The following is an 18,478-nucleotide window of genomic DNA, read 5'->3' on the forward strand; positions in this document are numbered from 1 at the left end:
TTCGGCAGTCGACAACTGAATTCCGTCTCATGAAGCACGGTTTTGCGTGAATGTTTCTTTAGGAACAGGTTACGAACGGACTCGCAAGAGCTCGGCAACCCGGCCCACCGCGCTTTGCCAACCCTGCGGGTCGGCCACGCTGTCCGAGACGGCCACGCGATCCCGATCCTGGAGCACCCGGTACACCGCGTTCTGGGCGACGTCGAGCCGCACCTCGAAGGGCGCCACCCGGACCATCTCCACCAAGGCGCCGATCGCCCGCAGGGCTTCGAGGTCCGCCGGGTCGGCCGACAGCCGTTCGCTCAGCCGGGCAATGGCCGACTCGGCCACATAGGAAAGCGTCGAGCGGTCGAGGTCCACGCCCGCCTGCTCGGCCCGCTCCAGAATCTGCGCGGCCTGGGCCACGTCCGGGTGCTCGTCTCGCAACGCTCGCACCAGGTCGGCGTTCAGCACCAGTTCGACCGGGAAGTACAGCGCTCTGGGTGAAGGAATCTTCAGCGCATGCAGGAAGTGCAGCAGCGGCGCCTGGTCGTCGTACATCCGCCGATACGTCGCCTCGGCACTATCGAGCGCGCCCTCGAGCACCTGCTCGGCCACCATCCGCTGTTCGTCCTTGAACAGCGACGCGAGCGAAAACGTAGACGCGCCGAAATCCCGTTCGATCAGCCGCAGCAGCTTGCCGTACTGGGCCATGTCGAAGGCCTGGCGCGACTCCTTCAAGAACGCCGCCAACGCCTCTTCGCTGACATCAAGCCCAGCACCGCCAGTGATGATGTGGTCGGCCAGGTGCAGCACCGCGTACGTCACGCGCTGGCTATTGAGGCTGATCTTGCTCGTCAGCGTCGCCCGGCCCACGCGCAGCCGCGTGCGTCCCGCGGTCAGCTCGTGCCGTTCCTCGCTGCGAACGGTATAGCAATACACCTCGCTCTTGTCGTCGGTATCCTCGAACAGCGAGATCACCGCGTAGTGCTCGGCCATCTTGAGCAGGTCGACCTTGGCCGGCCGCACCATGTTCATATAGACCTGCCGCCCGTCGCCGTGCTCGGGCAGGTTGCTCCGGGCCTTGCCGAGTCGATTCAGGAACTCTTCCTCGAACGATTCCTCGAATAACCCCTCGGCGATCTGGATCACCCGGCCGGCATACTGCAGGATCTGCACCGTCTCGATGCCCGTCAGCTCGTCGAAGAACCAGCCGCAGCTGGTATACATGAGCATCGCGTTGCGCTGCAGTTCGAGCAATCGGAGGATGCGGGTATAGTCGACCGGACCGTCGTGCGGCCCCACGTGATGTTCGATGAACTCGACAGCCCGCTCGCGTGAACGATCGAGGATGACCTGGATGTACTCATCGCGCGCCGCCCAGGGATCGATCAGCAGCGTGCTGGCCTCGCGCTCGAACCGCTCGGCCATCAGGTCACGCAGCCAATCGAGCGCGTCGCGGAGGGGCTTGCGCCAGCCCTGGTTCCAGTTCGGATGCCCGCCCGAATGGCACCCGCAGTCTTCCTTCCATCGCCCCACACCATGCACGCAGCTCCACGACGAGTTGTCGATGATCTCCGCCTCCCACTGGGGAGGGTGCAACTCCAGATAGCGGCCATAGTTGACCAGCGTGGCCTCGTTGCCATCGGCGATGTGGCGGACGGCGTACGACAACGCCATGTCGCCGTACGGGTGATGATGCCCGTAGCTCTCGCCATCGGTGGCGATATGCACCAGTTGCGGCTCCTGGCGCTGTGGATCGATGCCGCCCAAGAGCCGGCGGGCGAAGTGTTCGCCGTTGCCAAGCAGCCGCTCGAACGCGACCGCCTGCGACAGCGGGCCGTCGTAGAAGAACACCGCGATGCTCCGCCCGTCTTCGAGGCGAACCAGGTACGACCGCCGGGGATCGATGCCGTGCTGCGTGGCGTCGATCCACTGGTCGGTCCCGATTTTGCGGTACCGCATCGCCTGCCGGGGTGCGAGAATCGTGTACGCGATGCGCTGCCTGGCCAGCTCGTCCAGCGTGTCGCGATTGGCCGCGGTCTCGGGCAGCCACATGCCCTCGGGCCGGCGGCCGAACCGGTGCTCGAAGTCACGAATCCCCCACAGCACCTGCGTCCGCCGGTCGCGCTCGCTGGCCAGCGGCATGATCACGTGATTGTACGCCTGGGCAATGGCCGACCCATGCCCGGCGTTCAGCTCCAGGCTCCGCCGGTCGGCCTCCAGGATCGCCTCGTACGCCTCGGGCGCGTGCTCCTGCATCCATGACAGCAGCGTGGGCCCGAAGTTGAAACTGATGTGCGCGTAGTTGTTGTTGATCCGCTCGATCCAGCCCTGCTCGTCGAGGATGCGTGCCTGCCCGTTGGGCTGGTAGCACTCGGCCGTGATCCGCTCGTTCCAATCGTGATAGGGGTACGCCGAGTCCTGCACCTCCACCGCTTCGAGCCAGGGGTTCTCGCGCGGCGGCTGATAGAAGTGGCCGTGGATGCACACGTAGCGACTCATGAAACGCCGGCCCCCGATCGTTCGGCAACTCGCCCCGCCCACGCCCGCACGCGGGTGGCGATGCTATCGTCGGCCAGCAGCTCTTCAAGCGTCACGCGCATCGGCCGACGCCAGCACGGGTAGCCCTCGCTGACACCGGGGATGTTCTGCGGCTCGGCTTCACCCCACAAGTCCTCGAGCGCGAGCATGACAACCGGAGCGGGCGACCCACACAATCGATTCATCAGCGCATCAAAGAGCTCGCCCTCGCCACGCACGCCCAGTGTCTCGTGCAATCGCTCCACCGCGGCCTCACGCAGGCGCGCGTCGTACTTGGCCGACGACTTATCCAGCAACCGCAACGCCCGTCGCAGGTCGATGTCCCGCCCTTCGAGATACCCCGCGAAAGTCGGCATGTCGTGCGTGTTCGCCGCGGCCAGCAGTTCGTGCTTGGCCGCACCCGGTGCCATGGCCTGATCACCGCCGTCGTACTGGGCGGCCGTCATGCCCATGAGCTTGCGCTCGATCATCGCCGCGTCCACCTCGGGCGGCACGGTGCCCAGGTTCTCGCCGATAAAGGTCGCTTGGTGCTCGTGCGAGAGATCGGCCAGCACGTCGAGCGCGCCGCCGGCGTCGTAACGCACGTACACGCCATCGTCCGCGCCGTGGCCCTCGGGGATCCAGTACAACCGCCACAGCCCCATGACGTGGTCGAGCCGGAGCGTGCTCGCATATCGAAGGTGCCGCCGCGTCGCCTCGGCCAATTCCACATGCCCGCCCAGCCGGACCCGCTCTGGGATCATGGGCGGGAAGCCCCACACCTGGCCCTCGGGGAAGTAGGCATCCGGCGGCGCCCCCACGGCCACGCCCTTGGCATACAGATCGGGTTGGCGATGCACGTCGAAGCCGCTGGCGACAACACCAACCGGCAAGTCCAGATACAACCCGCACCCAGCCGCTTCGGCACGATTCCGCACGCTCGACAGTTGCTGGTGCAGAAGCATCTGGGCGTACCCATACAGCCGCTCCTTCGACGGATCGCCACTCTCGAGTGCACGCCATTTGGCGTATTGGGCGATCAACGGATCGCGACTAAGAAACGCCTCGACGGCCGCCGCATCGGCGTTCGCCGCCTCTCGCTCCAATACACACCGCTTGAGATTCCAACTCGCCTCGTAATCAATCAGCGACGCCTGACCGAGCCGCTCGGCCTCGGCCCGCTCGCCGTCGATCATCGCCGAGGTGAGATCAAGGAACAACTCGCTAAACACACTCCGGCTCACCGGCGCGTACGGGCAGCCATCGATCGGCGTTGCGTACCGGCCGGCGAGCAGCGGCAGCGTGCTTACCAGCGAAGCGCCCAGCCCGCCGGCCCACTCGCACAATCTGGCCAGGTCTTCGAGATCACCAACCCCACCACCGCGTCCCGATCGCACCGCATACAACGGTCCGAACACGCCCAGCTTGCGCTCATCATCACGCCAGAAGGTCTTGACCGGCTGGCCTGGGGTCAAACTCTCGATGCGTTCGGCATCGGCGGGCTCTTCGATATCCACACCCAACGCTCGCAACACCGCCGTCAGCGCCGCCTCGCTCGGCAAGCACCACACACCCATGCCGTTCTCGTGCTCGGTCAGAACACCGTGCGCCTGCGCAAGGCGCAGCAGCGCCGGGTTTCGAGAGTCGGGCTCCCGCACGCTCATTCCTGCGGCTCGCACCGAAGCACGAGCACCGATAGCGGCGGCAGCGTCAGGCCAACACTGAACGGCCGGCCGTGCGAAGCTGTTTCTTCGGCTTGCACGCTACCAAGATTGCCCACGCCCGAACCACCGAAGCACTCGGCGTCGGTGTTCAGCACCTCTTGCCACGTGCCCCCCATCGGCACGCCAAGCCGATACCCGTCGCGCACCACCGGCGTGAAGTTCGCCACCACCAGCACCGTGTCGTGGGGCGTCTTGCCCCGACGCAGATAGGCGATGACCGTGTCCTCCGAGTCCGTGCAATCAACCCACTCGAACCCGCGCGAGTCGCAATCGCGCTCGTGCAGCGCGGGCTGAGACTTGTACAACTCGTTGAGCGAACCAACCAGCGCCGCGATGCTCGCGTGCTGGGGCACGCCTTCCAGGTGCCACTCCACGCTGCTGTCGTGGTCCCACTCGGGTACCTGCGCCAGCTCGCCACCCATGAACAGCAGCTTCTTGCCCGGCTGGGTCCATTGCAACCCGTACAGCAATCGCAGGTTTGCCAGACGCTGCCACTCGTCGCCCGGCATGCGCCCGAGCAGCGAGCCCTTGCCGTGCACCACCTCGTCGTGGCTCAGCGGCATGACGTAGTTCTCGCTGAACTGGTACACAGCCCGGAAGCTGATCTCGTTGTGGTGGTACTTGCGGTGGATCGGCTCGTGCCCCAGGTACCGCAGCGTGTCGTGCATCCAGCCCATGTCCCACTTGTACCCGAACCCGAGCCCACCCAGGTGCGCGGGGCGGGACACGCCGGGCCACGCTGTCGATTCCTCGGCGAACGTCACGATATCGGGGAACGCGCCGTACAGGGTCGAGTTAAGCTGCCTCAGGAAGCTAATCGCCTCCAGGTTCTCACGCCCGCCAAACTGGTTGGGCACCCACTCGCCCTCCTCGCGCGAGTAATCGCGGTACAGCATCGACGCCACCGCATCGACGCGAATGCCGTCGACGTGGTACTTGTCGAGCCAGAACATCGCGCTGGAGATCAGGAAGCTGCGGACCTCGTGCCGCCCGTAGTTGAAGATCATCGACTTCCAATCGGGATGGAAGCCCTCGCGCGGGTCGGCGTGCTCGAACAGGTGCGTGCCATCAAAGAGCGCCAGCCCGTGCTCGTCGCCTGGGAAATGGCTGGGCACCCAATCCAGGATTACGCCGATGCCCGCCTGGTGCAGCGTGTCGACGAGGAACATGAAATCCTGCGGCGATCCGTACCGGCTCGTTGGGGCGAAGTAGCCCACGGTCTGGTAGCCCCAGCTCTTGTACAGCGGGTGCTCCATCACCGGCATGAGTTCAACATGCGTGAACCCGAGCCGGTTGCAATACTCGGCCAGCACCGGCGCAAGCTCCCGGTAGTTCAGGCTGCGGTTGCCGTCCTCGGGCACGCGCCGCCACGAGCCCAGGTGCAGCTCGTAGATGCTCATGGGCTTGTCGACGCGGTGCCGCTCGCCGCGACTCTGCATCCAGTCCTCATCGTTCCACTGGTAGTCCAGGCCATGCACGATCGACGCCGTGCGCGGTGGTTGCTCCTGGAGATAGCCGAACGGGTCGGTCTTCTCCAGCCGCCGCCCGCCGGCGTGCGAGTCGATGACGTACTTATAGTGCGCCCCCTCGCGCGCGTTGGCGGCTATGCCCACCCAGAGCCCGCTGCGGCCTACCGGCGTCAGCGTGTCGGCACCGGGAGACCAGTAGTTCCAATCCCCCACCACCGACACGGCCCGGGCGTTGGGTGCCCACACACCAAACCGCACGCCCTGCCCGCCTGGCAGCGGATGGGCCCCGAGCTTCTCATAGAGGTGCGCATGGGTGCCCTCGTTGAACCAGTACTGGTCGTCGGCCGAAATCCAGCCGGCGTCCTGGTTCTGGGGCTGGCCAAAGGCCTGCTGGGCGTTAGGAGGCATCATCAGGAGATGGTTGGTCACGTCTGGGCTCTCCGAGGGGTAGGCACACCCGTAGAGTCCAGATCGACCGAAAACCCGCTCCCGTCCAACCGATTCGGAGCAGGGGACTCCCCATTCGAGCCCTCTCAGGCCAGCCCGCGCTCGCGGCGCAGCTCGGCCTCGGCCCGCAGCCAGTCGGCCACCGGGTCTCCCCAAGCGCCATGGCGGGCCTCGTAGATCTCGTGGGCCCGCCGGCGGATCTCGTCCTGCGTGGGCTCGCCGGTACCGGGCTGGGGCAGATCGGCGTAGGCCTCAGTCGAAGGTGCCGGCGTCTTGCTCACGCGTGCCACCGTGTGGAGCACCCCGGTTCGCGCCGCCATCGCGGCGCGCTCGAGCCCGGCCGGTTTGGCCTCTGCGGCGCGGTCGGCCCGGCCTGGCATCGTGCTCGTGGGCACCCGCTGGGGCGGGTTCGCGGCCATGTGGTTGAGGACCGATTCGGGGACGTCGCTGCGGGTCTCGCGCTCACGCCTCGATGCGGTGAACACCGAGTAGGCGTGCTGGCGGAGCGCTGTGCTGTTGGAGCCGATCACGGCCCACCTCCATGGCAGCCAAGGAAAAGGCCGCCTCTGCCCACAATCGTACGTTCTCTCGATTCATCGACAAGCGAAAGAACCGACTTTGGTCCCCCTGGATCCGAAACTTCATCAAACCCTGACGAGCAAGTTGCGAACAGCCGATCGCCCTTGACCCTCCAGGGCCATTCTCACTCAGGCCACCCCGCGCATGGGCCGATAGTGCTGTGACGCTCCTCCCCCGGCACGGAGCCCAAGAAACGCCCAGCCACCCGCGACGCGCATAGATTGCGCACGGGCAAGGTGATGCCTCGCACGGAGAGCGACGTGGTCCCCATCAGGACAGACAACGACCTCGAACGCCCGACCCTGCCCGGCGGCCGGGGCTCGCCCGGCGTGCTGCTCATCGAGTCCGGCTTCGAGGTCTGCAACCCCATCGGCGGCATCTACCAGGTGCTCCGCTCCAAGGCGGCCACCATGGTCGACCACTGGGACGACCGCTACCTCATGCTCGGGCCGTACGTCGCCGATCAGGCCGCCCTTGAGATGGAACCCCGCCGGCCCACCGGCTGGCTGGCCCGAGCCGTGGCCGCCCTCGACGAGATCGGCATCACCTGCCACACCGGGCGCTGGCTGGTACCGGGGCGCCCCCGCGTGGTCCTGCTCGACATCGACCTGCCCCAGGAGCGCATCAACAGCGAGAAGTTCTACCTCTGGCAGCACGAGCGCGTGGGCTCGCCCACCGGCGACGAGATGGTCGACGGCGTGATCGCCTTCGCCGACGTCACGAGGCACTTCATGCGCGCCGTCGACACCGCCTGGCGGGACCAGCGCCCCGCCCGCCGGCACACCCGCCGCGTCATGGCCCACTTCCACGAGTGGATGGGCGGTCTGGCCATCCCGCTCATGAAGCGCGAAGAACAGCCCATCTCCACCGTCTTTACGACCCATGCCACCCTGCTGGGGCGGTATCTGGCCAGCAGCGACAACCCGCCCGACACCGTCGAAGGGCTCGACCCGGGCGCCGAGGCCGACCGCTTCGGCATCCGCGCCCGCCACGACTATGAGTGCCTGGCCGCCCGCGACTGCGACGTGATGACCACCATCAGCCCGCTCACGGGCGTGGAGTGCGAGCACCTGCTGGGCCGTAAGCCCGACGCCATCCTGCCCAACGGGCTGGACATCGGCCGCCTGAGCGTGGGCCACGAGTTCCAGACCCTGCACGCGGTGTTCAAGGACAAGGTCCACCACTTCACGATGGGCCACTTCTTCCCCACCCGGCCCATCGAACTCGACCAGACGCTCTACTTCTTCACCAGCGGCCGATACGAGCCGCGGAACAAGGGCTTCGACCTGTTCATCCGCGCCAATGCGCGCCTCAACGAACTCCTCAAGGAGACCAACAACCCCCACACGGTGGTCTCGTTCATCATCACGCGTCGCGACGTGCGTTCCATCGACCCGGTCGTGCTCCAGAACCGCGCCGTGCTCGACGAACTCGAGGACACCTGCGAGCACATCGCCGACGACCTGCGTGAGCGGCTCTTCCGCACCGCCGCCAGCGAGGGCCGCGTCTCCCTCGACGCGATGACCGAGGAGTACTGGATGCTCCGCCTCAAGCGCACGCAGGCGGCCTTCCGCACGCGGGGCTGGCCCAGCGTCATCACCCACACGCTCGAAGGCGACCCGCGCGACGAGATCCTCAGCGAGATCGCCGTCGCCGGCCTTCGCAACGATCCCGAGGACCGCGTCAAGATCGTGTACCACCCCCAGTTCATCAGCCCGACCAACCCGCTGTGGGGCATGGAGTACGACCAGTTCGTGCGCGGCTGCCACCTGGGCGTCTTCCCCAGCACGTACGAGCCCTGGGGTTACACGCCCCTGGAATGCCTCGCCCAGGGCGTACCGGCCATCACCACCGACATGTCGGGCTTCGGCGACTTCGTGACCGAACGCCACGCCCAGCCCGCCGGCTGGGCCCCGTGGGTGCTGCACCGAAAGCACAAGACCGCCGACCAGGCCGTCGAGGCCCTGGCCCAGCGGATGCTCGAGTACTGCCAGCTCACCCAGCGCGAGCGCATCCGCGTCCGCAACGCCGCCGAGCAGCGGTCCTGGCTCTTCGACTGGATGGAGATGGGCGAGGCGTATGCCCAGGCCCACGATCTTGCGCTGCACCGCGGGCCCCAACCTGCCGAAGTGGAATAAGCGAGCCCGGCAACCGGCTCTCCCAGACGCCCGAGCCTCGATTATCGGAAGGAATCACCGCATGTCGCCGACCAGCTACAACCAGCATCTGGGCATCGATCCCCGCGTGGCCTACTTCACGATGGAGATCGCCCTAAGCGACCGGCTCCCGACGTTCTCGGGCGGCCTGGGCGTGCTGGCCGGAGACACCATCCGCTCGGCCACCAACCTGCACGTGCCGGTCGTGGCCGTCAGCCTGCTGCACCGCGGCGGCTACTTCAAGCAGACCCTCGACAAGGACGGCACCCAGCACGACGAGCCCATCAAGTGGCAGCCCGAGAAGCAACTCCAGCGGCTGCCCACCGAGATCAGCGTCAAACTCGACGGCCGGACCGTGCGCGTGGGCGCGTGGAAAACCACACTCAAGAACGTCAACGACGACTACCAGACACCGGTCATCTTCCTCGACACCGACCTGCCCCAGAACAAGGTCGACCACCGCAAGATCACCAACCGCCTCTACGGCGGCGACGACGAGCTGCGCCTGCGTCAGGAGGCCATCCTGGGCATCGGCGGCGTGCGGATGCTCCAGGCGCTGAGCTGCTCGAATCTCAAGATCTACCACATGAACGAGGGCCACGCCAGCCTCCTGGTGCCCGAGCTGACCCGCCACATCGCACGACACACCCATCGCAAGCCCACCGACCCCACCGTGCTGGCCGAGGTCAAGGAAAAGTGCGTCTTCACCACGCACACGCCCGTGCCCGCCGGCCACGACCGCTTCCCGATGGAGATGGTCCACCAGATCCTCGACCCCGAGATCTTCGCGCTGCTGCACGCCGAACCCGAGGGCGCGATGCACGAGGCGCCGATGGACGCCAATCCAACGGCCGCTCCGCAGGCGACCCAGGCCGTCGGCCAGCAAGCCAGCCGCCGCTACGGCGGCACCGCCGTGGCCGAACCGCCCCCGCCCCCGGAGGGCACGCTCAACATGACCCTGACCGGCTTCTGGGGCAGCGGCCGCATCAACGCCGTCGCCCGCCGCCACGCCGAGGTGTCACGCAAGATGTTCGGCCGCGACGACATCCAGTCGGTCACCAACGGCATCCACGCCCGCACCTGGGTCTGCGGCGATATGGCCAAGCTCTTCGACAAAGAGATCCCCGCCTGGCGCCAGGATAACTCCGAGCTTCGTTTCGCCCTCGACTTCGATCCCAAGTCCCTGCTCAAGGCCCACCTGCGCGCCAAGGTCGCCCTGATCGACCGCGTCAACGAGCTCACCGACGCCGGCTTCGACGTCGAGACCTTCACCATCGGCTTCGCCCGACGCGCCACGGCCTACAAGCGGCTCACCCTCTTGCTGCGCACCCCCAAGACCCTCGACGCGATCGCCGAGAAGCACGGCGGCATGCAGATCGTGCTGGCCGGCAAGGCCCACCCCAAGGACGAGCCCGGCCAGGCCATGATCGTCGACACCCTGCGCAAGGCCAAGCGCCTCAAGCACGCCCGCGTGGTCTACCTGCCCGGCTACAACATGGACCTGTGCGGCCTGATGACCGCCGGCAGCGACATCTGGCTCAACACCCCGCGCCCCCCGCTTGAGGCCAGCGGCACCAGCGGCATGAAGGCCGCCATCAACGGCGTGCCCAGCCTGAGCACGCTCGACGGCTGGTGGATCGAGGGCTGCGTCGAGGGCCTCACCGGCTGGGCCATCGGCAAGGACGACTTCGCGCCCACTCGGAAGCGCAAGGCCCCCACCACCAACACGCAGGACAAGCAGCACGCCGAAGACATCTACAACAAGCTCGAAAACCAGATCCTGCCCGCGTACGAGGACCGCTCCCAGTGGGCCCGCATCATGGCCAACACCATCGCGCTCAACGGCGCCCACTTCACCACACAGCGCATGGTGCGCGAGTACGTCAGCGGCCTGTACTTCGTCTAAGTTCGCTTAGCCGCCGCCGCGCAGCACCGCCGGATCGAGCGTGCCCTCGAGCTCGAAATCCGCGCCGGGCCGATAGAGCCCCGCGTCGAACATCGCCTGCCAGAAGATGCCCGGCAGCGTGTAGGCGAACTCGCCGCTCAGGCGATAGCTCGACTCACCCTCGGGCAGATCTTCCCACTTGACGGGCACGGGTAATTCGATCCGCTGCTCGTCTTGACGCGACAGCGTGGCCTCGGCGCTGCGTCGACCGCGGAACACCCGCTTGCCATCGACCACGAGCTTGTAGTCGACCATCCGCAGCGGCAACTCGGTCTCGCCCCGGTTCCTGGCGACGACGGTGAACGTCAGAACGATGGCCTCGTCGGTCGCTTGCGTGGCCGCGCCCGCCTCGACGCCGGCCGTGGGCCGAGTCACGCAGCCGCACAGCAAAAGCCCGCTCAGGAGCACCAGCAGCAGGGACACCGGCCGGGCAGTCATCGCGCGACATCCATCAGGATGGGCAGCACCACGACGAGCCCCACGAACGCCGCCAGCCCAAGCCCCAGCATCGCCAGGATCACCTGCACCGTCATCACGATCACCGGCCGCGGTAACCGCTTGATGTCATCCACACGCACGGCCTTCCACGCCAGGCTCACCAGCAACGCGATGGGCAGCAGCAGCATGAACCACCACGCATGAGCGTCGATGGGGTCGATCAACGGCCGCCAGGCGAGCATCTGCACCATCACGAGGCGCCTCCCGAGCCGTACAACTCGGACTCGGGTAAGCGGCGGTTGAACAGCGCATCGAGCACGGCCACCAGATTGAGCATGCCCGCCAGAGCGCACATCAGCAGCGCCACCTCGTTCACCTTGCCGACCGACTTGCCGGCACCCGCGGTGCCCTGGTACAGGTTCGCGTCGCCCCACTGGGGCGTCTGCACGAGCTGCGGATGGGGCATCCCATCGCCCTGATCCGACGCCACGCGCACCTCGCCGGGATACGCCGAGCGGAACGTCGGCTCGAGCCGACCGGCCGTGTTGGGGTCCATCGACCAGGCCTTGAATCGGTTCTGGTTCACCCAGTCGGCCCCGAAGGCCAGCGGCCCCACGAAGGCGTGGACGTAGAACCACAGGCGGTCCTCGCGGCTGTCCACGGTATCGATGCCGCCCAGCAGCAGCCCGCCGAAGAACAGCCCCAGCACGCCAATCGCGATGGCGACCGCACGCCTTGGCTGTCCCAGCAGCACATGACCCAGGCCCGGCAGAACGAGCCCCGCCACACCGGCCACCGGATGGAATCGCTCGGCTCCCGGCACGAACCGGGAATCGCCCGCCTTGGTGGCATCGGCGGATGGAGCGGCCTGTGGGCTTGCGGGCGCGTCGGACATGCGGCCGATGGTAGCCCCAGGGCCCCCCGAAGTGCCCACCCCCCGGTGGCCGCCGCCGGGTCTTGCGGAGCCCGGTTGACACGGCCCGCAAGGGGTGTAGCCTTGCGGCGCTCCCCGAGCGCGCCGGCACACCCCAACGGACGGGGCCATCCGGCACCGAGCCTCGCAGAGCAACCGGTGAAACGGCCCGTTTTGGACATCCGGTGGGAACCAGTGCCCCCCACCGACGCGGACGAGAAGACAATGCCCACGCTCACACTGAACACCGACGAAGTTATCTGGGCCCTGCCCGGCCGGGCCACCGAGGGTGCCCCCTCGTGGCGCGGCAACTCGGACGTTGTCGCCTACGACGATGACGATGATGACGAGTTTGAGGATCTCGACTACGACGACGATGAGGAGGAAGATGAGGACTACGACGCCGACTTCCTCGACGACGACGACGATGATGATGTGGCCGACGACGACAGCGATGCCGATGAGGAAGACGAAGACCTCTAAGGCCCAAGGCCCGCCCGCACCCTCAGCGCGGCTTGCCGGCGGCCAGGAGCACGCCGGCCATGCCACGCAAGCAAAACCAAGACCCCAAGCCCGCCCGGCCCGAAGTCGATGAATACGAACTCGACGAGGCCGAGACCGCCTCGCTCGACGAGGCCATCGCTCCGCTTGCCGGCACCGAAGAAATCGACGGCGACGACTCACCACCCCCGCCCGAGCCCCGCCGCGCCGAGGTCGTCGACCGCCGTCTGGGCCTCGACCGCCGGGACATGCCCGGAGGCGACGTGGCACCCACCGGCTTCGAACGCCGCCGCGGCCGCGGCCGCCGCCTGAGCGACGCCCACCGTGCCGCCGAAGAGGGCGAGATGACCCAGGAGCAGTTCATGTTCCTGATGGCCATCGACGCCTTCAAGAAGGGCAACCAGGTCACCTTCCCCGCCTGGAGCGACGTGCTCGAGATCATCCGCCTGCTGGGCTATCGCAAGGTGCAGAACGCCGCGGTCGACCTGGGCCGGGCCGAGGACTGGACAGAGCCGCCGCAAGCGCCCCACAACGTGCGCACCGACAAGCAACTCCAACGCCACGCCGCCGCCCGCGCGGCCTTCAGAAAAGACGACAAGGTCGCATGATTTGGTTCTCCCCTCCGTACCATGCGGGGAGGGAGACGCAAAATGCACATCTTTTTCGACGGATGGGAAGGCATCGTCCGTACCTTGATCCTTGGCATCCTTGCCTACGTGATGATCGTGACTTATCTGCGGCTGTCGGGATTGCGAACGCTCTCGAAGATGAACGCGTTCGACTTCATCGTCACCATCGCCCTTGGATCGACCCTCGCTTCCATCCTGCTGAGCAAGGAAGTCACGCTCGCCGAGGGGACCGTCGCGGTGGGCACTCTGGTGGGGCTGCAGTTTCTCGTAACATGGATCAGCGTTCGTGCGCGGTGGGTCCGTAGGGCCATCACCGGTGAGCCCCTGCTCCTGCTCTACAACGGCGAGCTCCTCGACGACGCTCTTAAGCGTGCCCGCGTCACTCCCGATGAAGTCCACATGGCGTTACGCGGGGCCGGCCTCCAGGGCATGCAGAACGCCCACGCCGTGGTTCTGGAAACAGATGGCACGTTCACGGTCTTACCGCAGGGTGAACAAAAAGGTAAGTCCAGTCTCGATGGCGTTGTTGGGGCACCCACCGCTTGACGCGGCCCTGGCCTACTTGTCCTTGTAGAAATCCAGATTCAGCTCGACGTACTTGTTCCACTGCTCGGGCAGGTCCTCCTCGGGGAAGATCGCCTGCACCGGGCACTCGTCCACGCACAGCCCGCAGTCGATGCACGTGTCGGGATCGATGTAGAGCTGCGTGGCGTTCTCGAAGTCGCCCTCGTCCTTGCCCGGATGGATGCAATCCACCGGGCACACCTCGACGCACGAGGTGTCCTTCGTACCGATGCAGGGCTCGGCGATGATGTGCGGCATGGCAAGGCTCCAGAATCAAGAACGGGCCGGCGGCGAGACTCCTTCGCCCATAGCCCGGCAAGTAGTTCGATCGAGCGCGATTATACAAGCCACCCCGCCCGCGTCACCCGCGGCAAGGTCCGGCCAGGAGGAATCCCGAAGCCGTCACGAGAGCCAGATCAGCCGCGACCCACGCCCGCCGGCACGCGCTCGCGAGCGGGCACCTCGACCATCGGTGACTCGTCCCCGGCATGGGCGTGCCCATTGAGCGACGGCTCGACCGAGGAAATCGGTACGGGGGCGGCTTCGATCTCGAGAGCCGCCTTCATAAGCCGGCCGGGCTTGAACCGCACCGCCAGCTTGGGCGGCACGGGCACGGGCTCGAGTGTTTTCGGGTTCTGGGCGGTCCGGGCGGCCCGAGACTTCACCTCGAACACACCAAAATCACGAATCTCGATCCGCTTGCCCTGACCGACCGCGTCGATCACCTCGTCGAACACGCCCTGGACCACGGCCTGCACGTCATGCCGTGAGAGGCTCGTCCGCCGCGTGATCTGGTCGACCAGGTGCTTCTTGGTCACGTTCTTGTCGTTCTGGATACTCGCATTGCCGGTGGAAGCCATGGCGACTCCTGGATGGGTGTCGACCCGCGATGGGGCAATGAGTGGCCGATCCCCACGAAAGTCTCGGCCGATAAGAGCCTAGTCGGGGCTCTCGCAAGAGATACGAGCGCCCCGGACGGGCAGTATCCCAGATTTCCGATCAAGAATCAACTCAGTCTGCTTCGAAATGGCGAGGAGTTTTTGATGCAGTTCCCTCGGATGGTGGAGAACCCCGCCTGGGATGCACGCCACGGCGGGTTCCCTCGCCGGTTTCCCGCGCCGCCGTGCCGACAACGTCGGGCAACGCCGTCTCGTATGTTCCCTCGATCGCTTGCTTTACAAAGTCCATAGCCTGACCGATCCCGTCCACTAAGTGAAACAGGGAAAGGTCGCTCTCCGAGACCGTTCGGAATTTGTTACACATCGATTCGGTAATCCACCGCACCGGTTCGGCCCAGAACTCCGATCCGTACAGGATCAGCGGGAAGGGCTTGACCTTCAGCGTCTGCATCAGCGTCATCGCCTCGAAGAACTCGTCGAGCGTGCCAAAGCCCCCCGGGAAGATCACGAACGCGCGGGCGTACTTCACCAGCATGACCTTCCGCACAAAGAAGTACTCGAAATCCAACTCGTCGGTCTGGTACGGGTTGGGGGCCTGCTCCATCGGCAGCGCGATGTTCATGCCCACCGATCGCCCGCCCGCCTCGTAGGCCCCGCGGTTGGCCGCCTCCATGATGCCCGGCCCGCCCCCGGTGATGACCGTCAGTCCCGACTCGGCCAGCGCCCGTCCCATCTCCCGGGCCGCCTCGTACATCGGGTCGTCAGGCTTGGTGCGGGCCGACCCGAACACCGTCACCGCCGGCGGCAGCCGCTCGAGCGTGTCGAACCCATCCACGAACTCGCTCATGATCCGTAGCACCCGCCACGAGTCGTGCCCGCGGTCGGGGTGCGACTCGGGGAACGGACCGAATTTCACGCCAGGATGTCCATCACTATGCTCGGCCATGCCCGGATCATCGGCCCCCGACGGCCACAAGCAAGCTCCGCCCCCTAAACCACCCCAAGATTGGTCCATCGACGCCGCCCTGGCCTGGCTCAACTCAAGGGTTAACTTCGAGCGTCAGCCCAACCGCGACCTGGCCGCCCGCGTCCTCAGGCTCGACCGCATGTGCGCCCTCTCGGCCGCCCTGGGCGACCCGCACCTGGCGGTCCCGGCCATCCACGTGGCCGGCAGCAAGGGCAAGGGCAGCATCACCCGGATGGCCGCCAGCATCCTCAGCTCGGCGGGCCTGCGCACGGGCGCGTTCACCAGCCCACACCTCATCACGCCCAACGAGCGCATCGCCGTCGACCGCCGCCCGATCGGCGACACCGACCTTGGCGCCGCGCTCTGGCGTGTGTCCCAGGCCGAAGCCAACCTGCCACAGGACGTCATCGACCGCTTCGGCTCGCCCACATACTTCGAGGCCATCACCGCCGCCACCTTCGACCACTTCGCCCAAGCCCGCTGTGACGCCGCCGTGTTTGAGGTCGGCCTGGGCGGCCGCCTCGACTCGACCAACATCGTGCAACCGGCCGCCTGCGTGCTCGCGTCGATCGAGCTCGAGCACACCGACATCCTGGGCGACACATTGGCCGCGATCGCGCACGAGAAGGCGGGCATCCTCAAGCCGGGGGTGCCGGCCATCTGCGTACCCCAGCCCACCGAAGTGCTGGACACCTTCCGAGACCAAGCGGCCCAAGCCGGCGCTCCGCTCCTCGTGCTGGGCCAAGACGTGCCGTTCACCCAACGCCTGGACGCGGGCCACGCCATTGTCGGCGTGACCGCCAACAACCGACGCTATACCGATGTCCGCAGCCCCCTGCCCGGTGCCCACCAGGCCGCCAACACCGCAGCCGCCGTCGCCGCATGCGCCGTGCTGCTGGGCGAAAATCTCACCGACGCCGCCATCGCCGAGGGCCTCCAACGCACGCCCCGCGACGGCCGCATGGAGACCATCGCAACTAATCCGACCGTCATCATCGACGGCGCCCACACACCCGCGTCCCTACGCGCCACCCTCGCTGCCCTACCCGCGCACGACGGCCCCCTCGTCATCCTCTTCGGCTGCGCACGAGACAAAGACGCCGCCGGCATGCTCGACCAATTGGCCGAGACCAACGCCAGCGTCGTCTTCACCCAGGCCGGCCCACGCTCGCGCCCGGCCGATGAACTCGCGTCGATTTACAAGCCCGAGTGCGAGTCACTGGCCGACCCCGCCAATGCCCTGGAGCACGCACGCGCAACGGCTGGCCCGACGGGTCTCGTACTCGCCTGCGGCTCGTTCATGCTGGCCGGAGCCACCAAGGCGATGGTCTAGAACGTCGCCTGCCCCGTCGCCCGCGGGAAGGGGATCGCATCGCGGATGTTCTGCAGCCCCGTGCAATACATCACCAGCCGCTCGAAGCCCAGCCCGAAGCCCGCGTGCGGCACGGTGCCATACTTGCGCAGATCGCGATACCAGCCGTACTCGTCCTTGGGCAGGCCCATCTCGTCGATGCGACTGTCCAGCACGTCCAGCCGCTCCTCGCGCTGGCTGCCACCGATCAGCTCGCCCACGCCCGGCACCAGCACGTCCATCGCGGCTACTGTCTTCCCATCATCGTTCATCCGCATGTAGAACGCCTTGATGTCCTTGGGATAGTCCACCACTACCACCGGCTGCTTGAACTTCTCTTCGGTCAGGTACCGCTCGTGCTCGCTCTGCAGGTCGGTGCCCCACTCGACGGGGAACTCGAACTTCTTGCCGCACTTCTGCAGGATGTCCACAGCCTCGGTGTAGGGCAGCATCCGGAAGGGCGACGCGATCACGTGCTTCAGCCGATCGACCAGCCCCTTCTCGATGCGCTCGTCGAAGAACTTGGCATCGTCGGCGCAGTGCGTCAGCACGTCGTCGAACACGTGCTTGAGCAACCCCTCGGCCAGCTTCGCGTTGTCGTTCAGGTCGGCGAACGCGATCTCGGGCTCGATCATCCAGAACTCGGCCAGGTGCCGACTCGTGTTGCTGTTCTCCGCCCGGAACGTCGGCCCGAACGTATAGACCCGGCTGAGCGCACAGCAGTACGTCTCGACGTTCAGCTGCCCCGATACCGTCAGGAACGCCTGCTTGCCGAAGAAGTCTTCGGTCCAGTCCACACCCCGCTTGTCCTCGGTCAGCGGCGGGTTCATCGCGTCCAGCGTGCTGACGCGAAAGAGGTGCCCCGCGCCCTCCGCGTCGCTCGTCGTGATGATGGGTGTGTGGATCCAATAGAACCCGTTCTGCTCGAGGTAGCTATGCACGGCGTACGCCAGGCGATGCCGAACTCGCGCCATCGCGCCGAACGTGTTGGTGCGCGGTCGCAGGTGCGCCACCTCACGCAGGTACTCAAAGCTGTGCCGCTTGGCACTGGCCGGGTACGTATCCGGGTCGTCGACCATGCCAACGACCCGAACTTCCTTCGCGACCACTTCCACGCGCTGGCCCTTGCCCTGGCTCTCGACCAGCTCGCCATCGACCTCGACCGCGCACCCCGTGGTCAGGTGCAGGACCTCGTTCTCATAGTTCGGCAGGTCGGTCTTGGCGACGACCTGGATCGGGTCGAAGCACGAGCCGTCGTGCAACTGGATGAAGCTCAGCCCCGCCTTCGAGTCCCGCCGGGTCCGCACCCAGCCCTTGAGGGTCACGCCCGCCCCAACCTCGGCCAGAAGGGCATCCTTCACACGCATCGAGCTCATCGCCGCCGTCCTTTCACG

General features: G+C 66.6%; 17 protein-coding genes. 6 read left to right on the forward strand and 11 right to left on the reverse strand.

Annotation, left to right across the window (positions count from 1 at the left end; genetic code table 11):
• Window positions 1-69: 69 nt before the first annotated feature.
• The 4 genes from NCW75_10165 to NCW75_10180 form a co-directional block, all read right to left on the reverse strand.
• On the reverse strand, window positions 70-2,484 hold the full coding sequence (locus NCW75_10165) for a DUF3536 domain-containing protein (GenBank protein UYV11661.1): 2,415 nt from the start codon (window positions 2,482-2,484) through the stop codon (window positions 70-72).
• Window positions 2,481-4,166, reverse strand: a complete 1,686-nt coding sequence (locus tag NCW75_10170) for a 4-alpha-glucanotransferase (protein ID UYV11662.1) — start codon at window positions 4,164-4,166, stop codon at window positions 2,481-2,483. Before NCW75_10170 ends, NCW75_10165 begins: the two co-directional genes overlap by 4 nt.
• Complete coding sequence (gene glgB / locus NCW75_10175) at window positions 4,163-6,124, reverse strand: 1,4-alpha-glucan branching protein GlgB (protein ID UYV11663.1); 1,962 nt, start codon at window positions 6,122-6,124, stop codon at window positions 4,163-4,165. Before glgB ends, NCW75_10170 begins: the two co-directional genes overlap by 4 nt.
• Before the next feature lie 104 nt (window positions 6,125-6,228).
• Window positions 6,229-6,672, reverse strand: a complete 444-nt coding sequence (locus NCW75_10180; protein UYV11664.1) for a DUF2934 domain-containing protein — start codon at window positions 6,670-6,672, stop codon at window positions 6,229-6,231.
• Window positions 6,673-6,981: 309 nt separating this feature from the next.
• Here NCW75_10180 and NCW75_10185 point away from each other — a divergent pair, with 309 nt between their 5' ends.
• Both NCW75_10185 and glgP read left to right on the forward strand, forming a co-directional pair.
• Window positions 6,982-8,859 carry a glycosyltransferase gene (locus tag NCW75_10185; GenBank protein UYV11665.1) on the forward strand — a complete coding sequence of 626 codons (1,878 nt, stop codon included), beginning with the start codon at window positions 6,982-6,984 and terminating at the stop codon, window positions 8,857-8,859.
• Between the two features lie 61 nt (window positions 8,860-8,920).
• Window positions 8,921-10,783 (forward strand): alpha-glucan family phosphorylase, encoded by a 1,863-nt coding sequence (gene glgP / locus NCW75_10190; protein ID UYV11666.1) that lies wholly within the window; start codon window positions 8,921-8,923, stop codon window positions 10,781-10,783.
• A 6-nt stretch (window positions 10,784-10,789) separates the two neighbouring features.
• Here glgP and NCW75_10195 read toward each other — a convergent pair whose 3' ends face one another.
• The 3 genes from NCW75_10195 to NCW75_10205 are packed head-to-tail and all read right to left on the reverse strand — an operon-like array spanning window position 10,790 to window position 12,155.
• The gene (locus tag NCW75_10195) at window positions 10,790-11,260 is read right to left on the reverse strand and encodes an LEA type 2 family protein (GenBank protein UYV11667.1); all 471 of its coding nucleotides are present in this window, start codon (window positions 11,258-11,260) and stop codon (window positions 10,790-10,792) included.
• The gene (locus NCW75_10200) at window positions 11,257-11,511 is read right to left on the reverse strand and encodes a hypothetical protein (GenBank protein ID UYV11668.1); all 255 of its coding nucleotides are present in this window, start codon (window positions 11,509-11,511) and stop codon (window positions 11,257-11,259) included. The genes NCW75_10195 and NCW75_10200 overlap by 4 nt, the downstream gene beginning before the upstream one ends.
• On the reverse strand, window positions 11,511-12,155 hold the full coding sequence (locus tag NCW75_10205) for a hypothetical protein (GenBank protein ID UYV11669.1): 645 nt from the start codon (window positions 12,153-12,155) through the stop codon (window positions 11,511-11,513). The genes NCW75_10200 and NCW75_10205 overlap by 1 nt, the downstream gene beginning before the upstream one ends.
• Window positions 12,156-12,398: 243 nt before the next feature.
• On the opposite strand from NCW75_10205, the gene NCW75_10210 reads away from it, so the two are divergent.
• The 3 genes from NCW75_10210 to NCW75_10220 are packed head-to-tail and all read left to right on the forward strand — an operon-like array spanning window position 12,399 to window position 13,849.
• Window positions 12,399-12,656: a hypothetical protein gene (locus NCW75_10210; GenBank protein ID UYV11670.1), complete on the forward strand. Its 258-nt coding sequence runs from the start codon at window positions 12,399-12,401 to the stop codon at window positions 12,654-12,656.
• Between the two features lie 59 nt (window positions 12,657-12,715).
• A complete protein-coding gene (locus NCW75_10215; GenBank protein UYV11671.1) occupies window positions 12,716-13,282 on the forward strand; it encodes a hypothetical protein in 567 nt (188 codons plus the stop codon).
• Between the two features lie 42 nt (window positions 13,283-13,324).
• The gene (locus NCW75_10220) at window positions 13,325-13,849 is read left to right on the forward strand and encodes a DUF421 domain-containing protein (GenBank protein UYV11672.1); all 525 of its coding nucleotides are present in this window, start codon (window positions 13,325-13,327) and stop codon (window positions 13,847-13,849) included.
• 12 nt (window positions 13,850-13,861) lie between these two features.
• Here NCW75_10220 and NCW75_10225 read toward each other — a convergent pair whose 3' ends face one another.
• From NCW75_10225 to NCW75_10235, 3 genes are all read right to left on the reverse strand, one after another.
• Window positions 13,862-14,125 carry a ferredoxin family protein gene (locus tag NCW75_10225; GenBank protein UYV11673.1) on the reverse strand — a complete coding sequence of 88 codons (264 nt, stop codon included), beginning with the start codon at window positions 14,123-14,125 and terminating at the stop codon, window positions 13,862-13,864.
• A gap of 158 nt (window positions 14,126-14,283) precedes the next feature.
• Window positions 14,284-14,727 carry an integration host factor subunit beta gene (locus NCW75_10230; protein UYV11674.1) on the reverse strand — a complete coding sequence of 148 codons (444 nt, stop codon included), beginning with the start codon at window positions 14,725-14,727 and terminating at the stop codon, window positions 14,284-14,286.
• 151 nt (window positions 14,728-14,878) lie between these two features.
• Window positions 14,879-15,712: a TIGR00730 family Rossman fold protein gene (locus NCW75_10235; protein UYV11675.1), complete on the reverse strand. Its 834-nt coding sequence runs from the start codon at window positions 15,710-15,712 to the stop codon at window positions 14,879-14,881.
• Between NCW75_10235 and NCW75_10240 the strand changes: the two genes are divergently transcribed.
• Window positions 15,711-17,066 carry a bifunctional folylpolyglutamate synthase/dihydrofolate synthase gene (locus NCW75_10240; GenBank protein ID UYV11676.1) on the forward strand — a complete coding sequence of 452 codons (1,356 nt, stop codon included), beginning with the start codon at window positions 15,711-15,713 and terminating at the stop codon, window positions 17,064-17,066. The genes NCW75_10235 and NCW75_10240 overlap by 2 nt on opposite strands.
• Here NCW75_10240 and asnS read toward each other — a convergent pair.
• Window positions 17,063-18,460: an asparagine--tRNA ligase gene (asnS, locus tag NCW75_10245; protein UYV11677.1), complete on the reverse strand. Its 1,398-nt coding sequence runs from the start codon at window positions 18,458-18,460 to the stop codon at window positions 17,063-17,065. The genes NCW75_10240 and asnS overlap by 4 nt on opposite strands.
• Between the last annotated feature and the right edge of the window lie 18 nt (window positions 18,461-18,478).

This window comes from Phycisphaera sp. (genome assembly GCA_025916675.1).
Taxonomy (GTDB): Bacteria; Planctomycetota; Phycisphaerae; order Phycisphaerales; family UBA1924; genus JAHCJI01.

What these genes read in the sequence shown, in the direction of transcription:
- NCW75_10165 (UYV11661.1), bottom strand. Translation starts at nt 2,484, where the DNA reads ATGAGTCGCTACGTGTGCATCCACGGCCACTTCTATCAGCCGCCGCGC.
- NCW75_10170 (UYV11662.1), bottom strand. Translation starts at nt 4,166, where the DNA reads ATGAGCGTGCGGGAGCCCGACTCTCGAAACCCGGCGCTGCTGCGCCTT.
- glgP (UYV11666.1), top strand. Translation starts at nt 8,921, where the DNA reads ATGTCGCCGACCAGCTACAACCAGCATCTGGGCATCGATCCCCGCGTG.
- NCW75_10195 (UYV11667.1), bottom strand. Translation starts at nt 11,260, where the DNA reads ATGACTGCCCGGCCGGTGTCCCTGCTGCTGGTGCTCCTGAGCGGGCTT.
- NCW75_10200 (UYV11668.1), bottom strand. Translation starts at nt 11,511, where the DNA reads ATGGTGCAGATGCTCGCCTGGCGGCCGTTGATCGACCCCATCGACGCT.
- NCW75_10205 (UYV11669.1), bottom strand. Translation starts at nt 12,155, where the DNA reads ATGTCCGACGCGCCCGCAAGCCCACAGGCCGCTCCATCCGCCGATGCC.
- NCW75_10210 (UYV11670.1), top strand. Translation starts at nt 12,399, where the DNA reads ATGCCCACGCTCACACTGAACACCGACGAAGTTATCTGGGCCCTGCCC.
- NCW75_10215 (UYV11671.1), top strand. Translation starts at nt 12,716, where the DNA reads ATGCCACGCAAGCAAAACCAAGACCCCAAGCCCGCCCGGCCCGAAGTC.
- NCW75_10220 (UYV11672.1), top strand. Translation starts at nt 13,325, where the DNA reads ATGCACATCTTTTTCGACGGATGGGAAGGCATCGTCCGTACCTTGATC.
- NCW75_10225 (UYV11673.1), bottom strand. Translation starts at nt 14,125, where the DNA reads ATGCCGCACATCATCGCCGAGCCCTGCATCGGTACGAAGGACACCTCG.
- NCW75_10230 (UYV11674.1), bottom strand. Translation starts at nt 14,727, where the DNA reads ATGGCTTCCACCGGCAATGCGAGTATCCAGAACGACAAGAACGTGACC.
- NCW75_10240 (UYV11676.1), top strand. Translation starts at nt 15,711, where the DNA reads ATGCCCGGATCATCGGCCCCCGACGGCCACAAGCAAGCTCCGCCCCCT.
- NCW75_10235 (UYV11675.1), bottom strand. Translation starts at nt 15,712, where the DNA reads ATGGCCGAGCATAGTGATGGACATCCTGGCGTGAAATTCGGTCCGTTC.
- asnS (UYV11677.1), bottom strand. Translation starts at nt 18,460, where the DNA reads ATGAGCTCGATGCGTGTGAAGGATGCCCTTCTGGCCGAGGTTGGGGCG.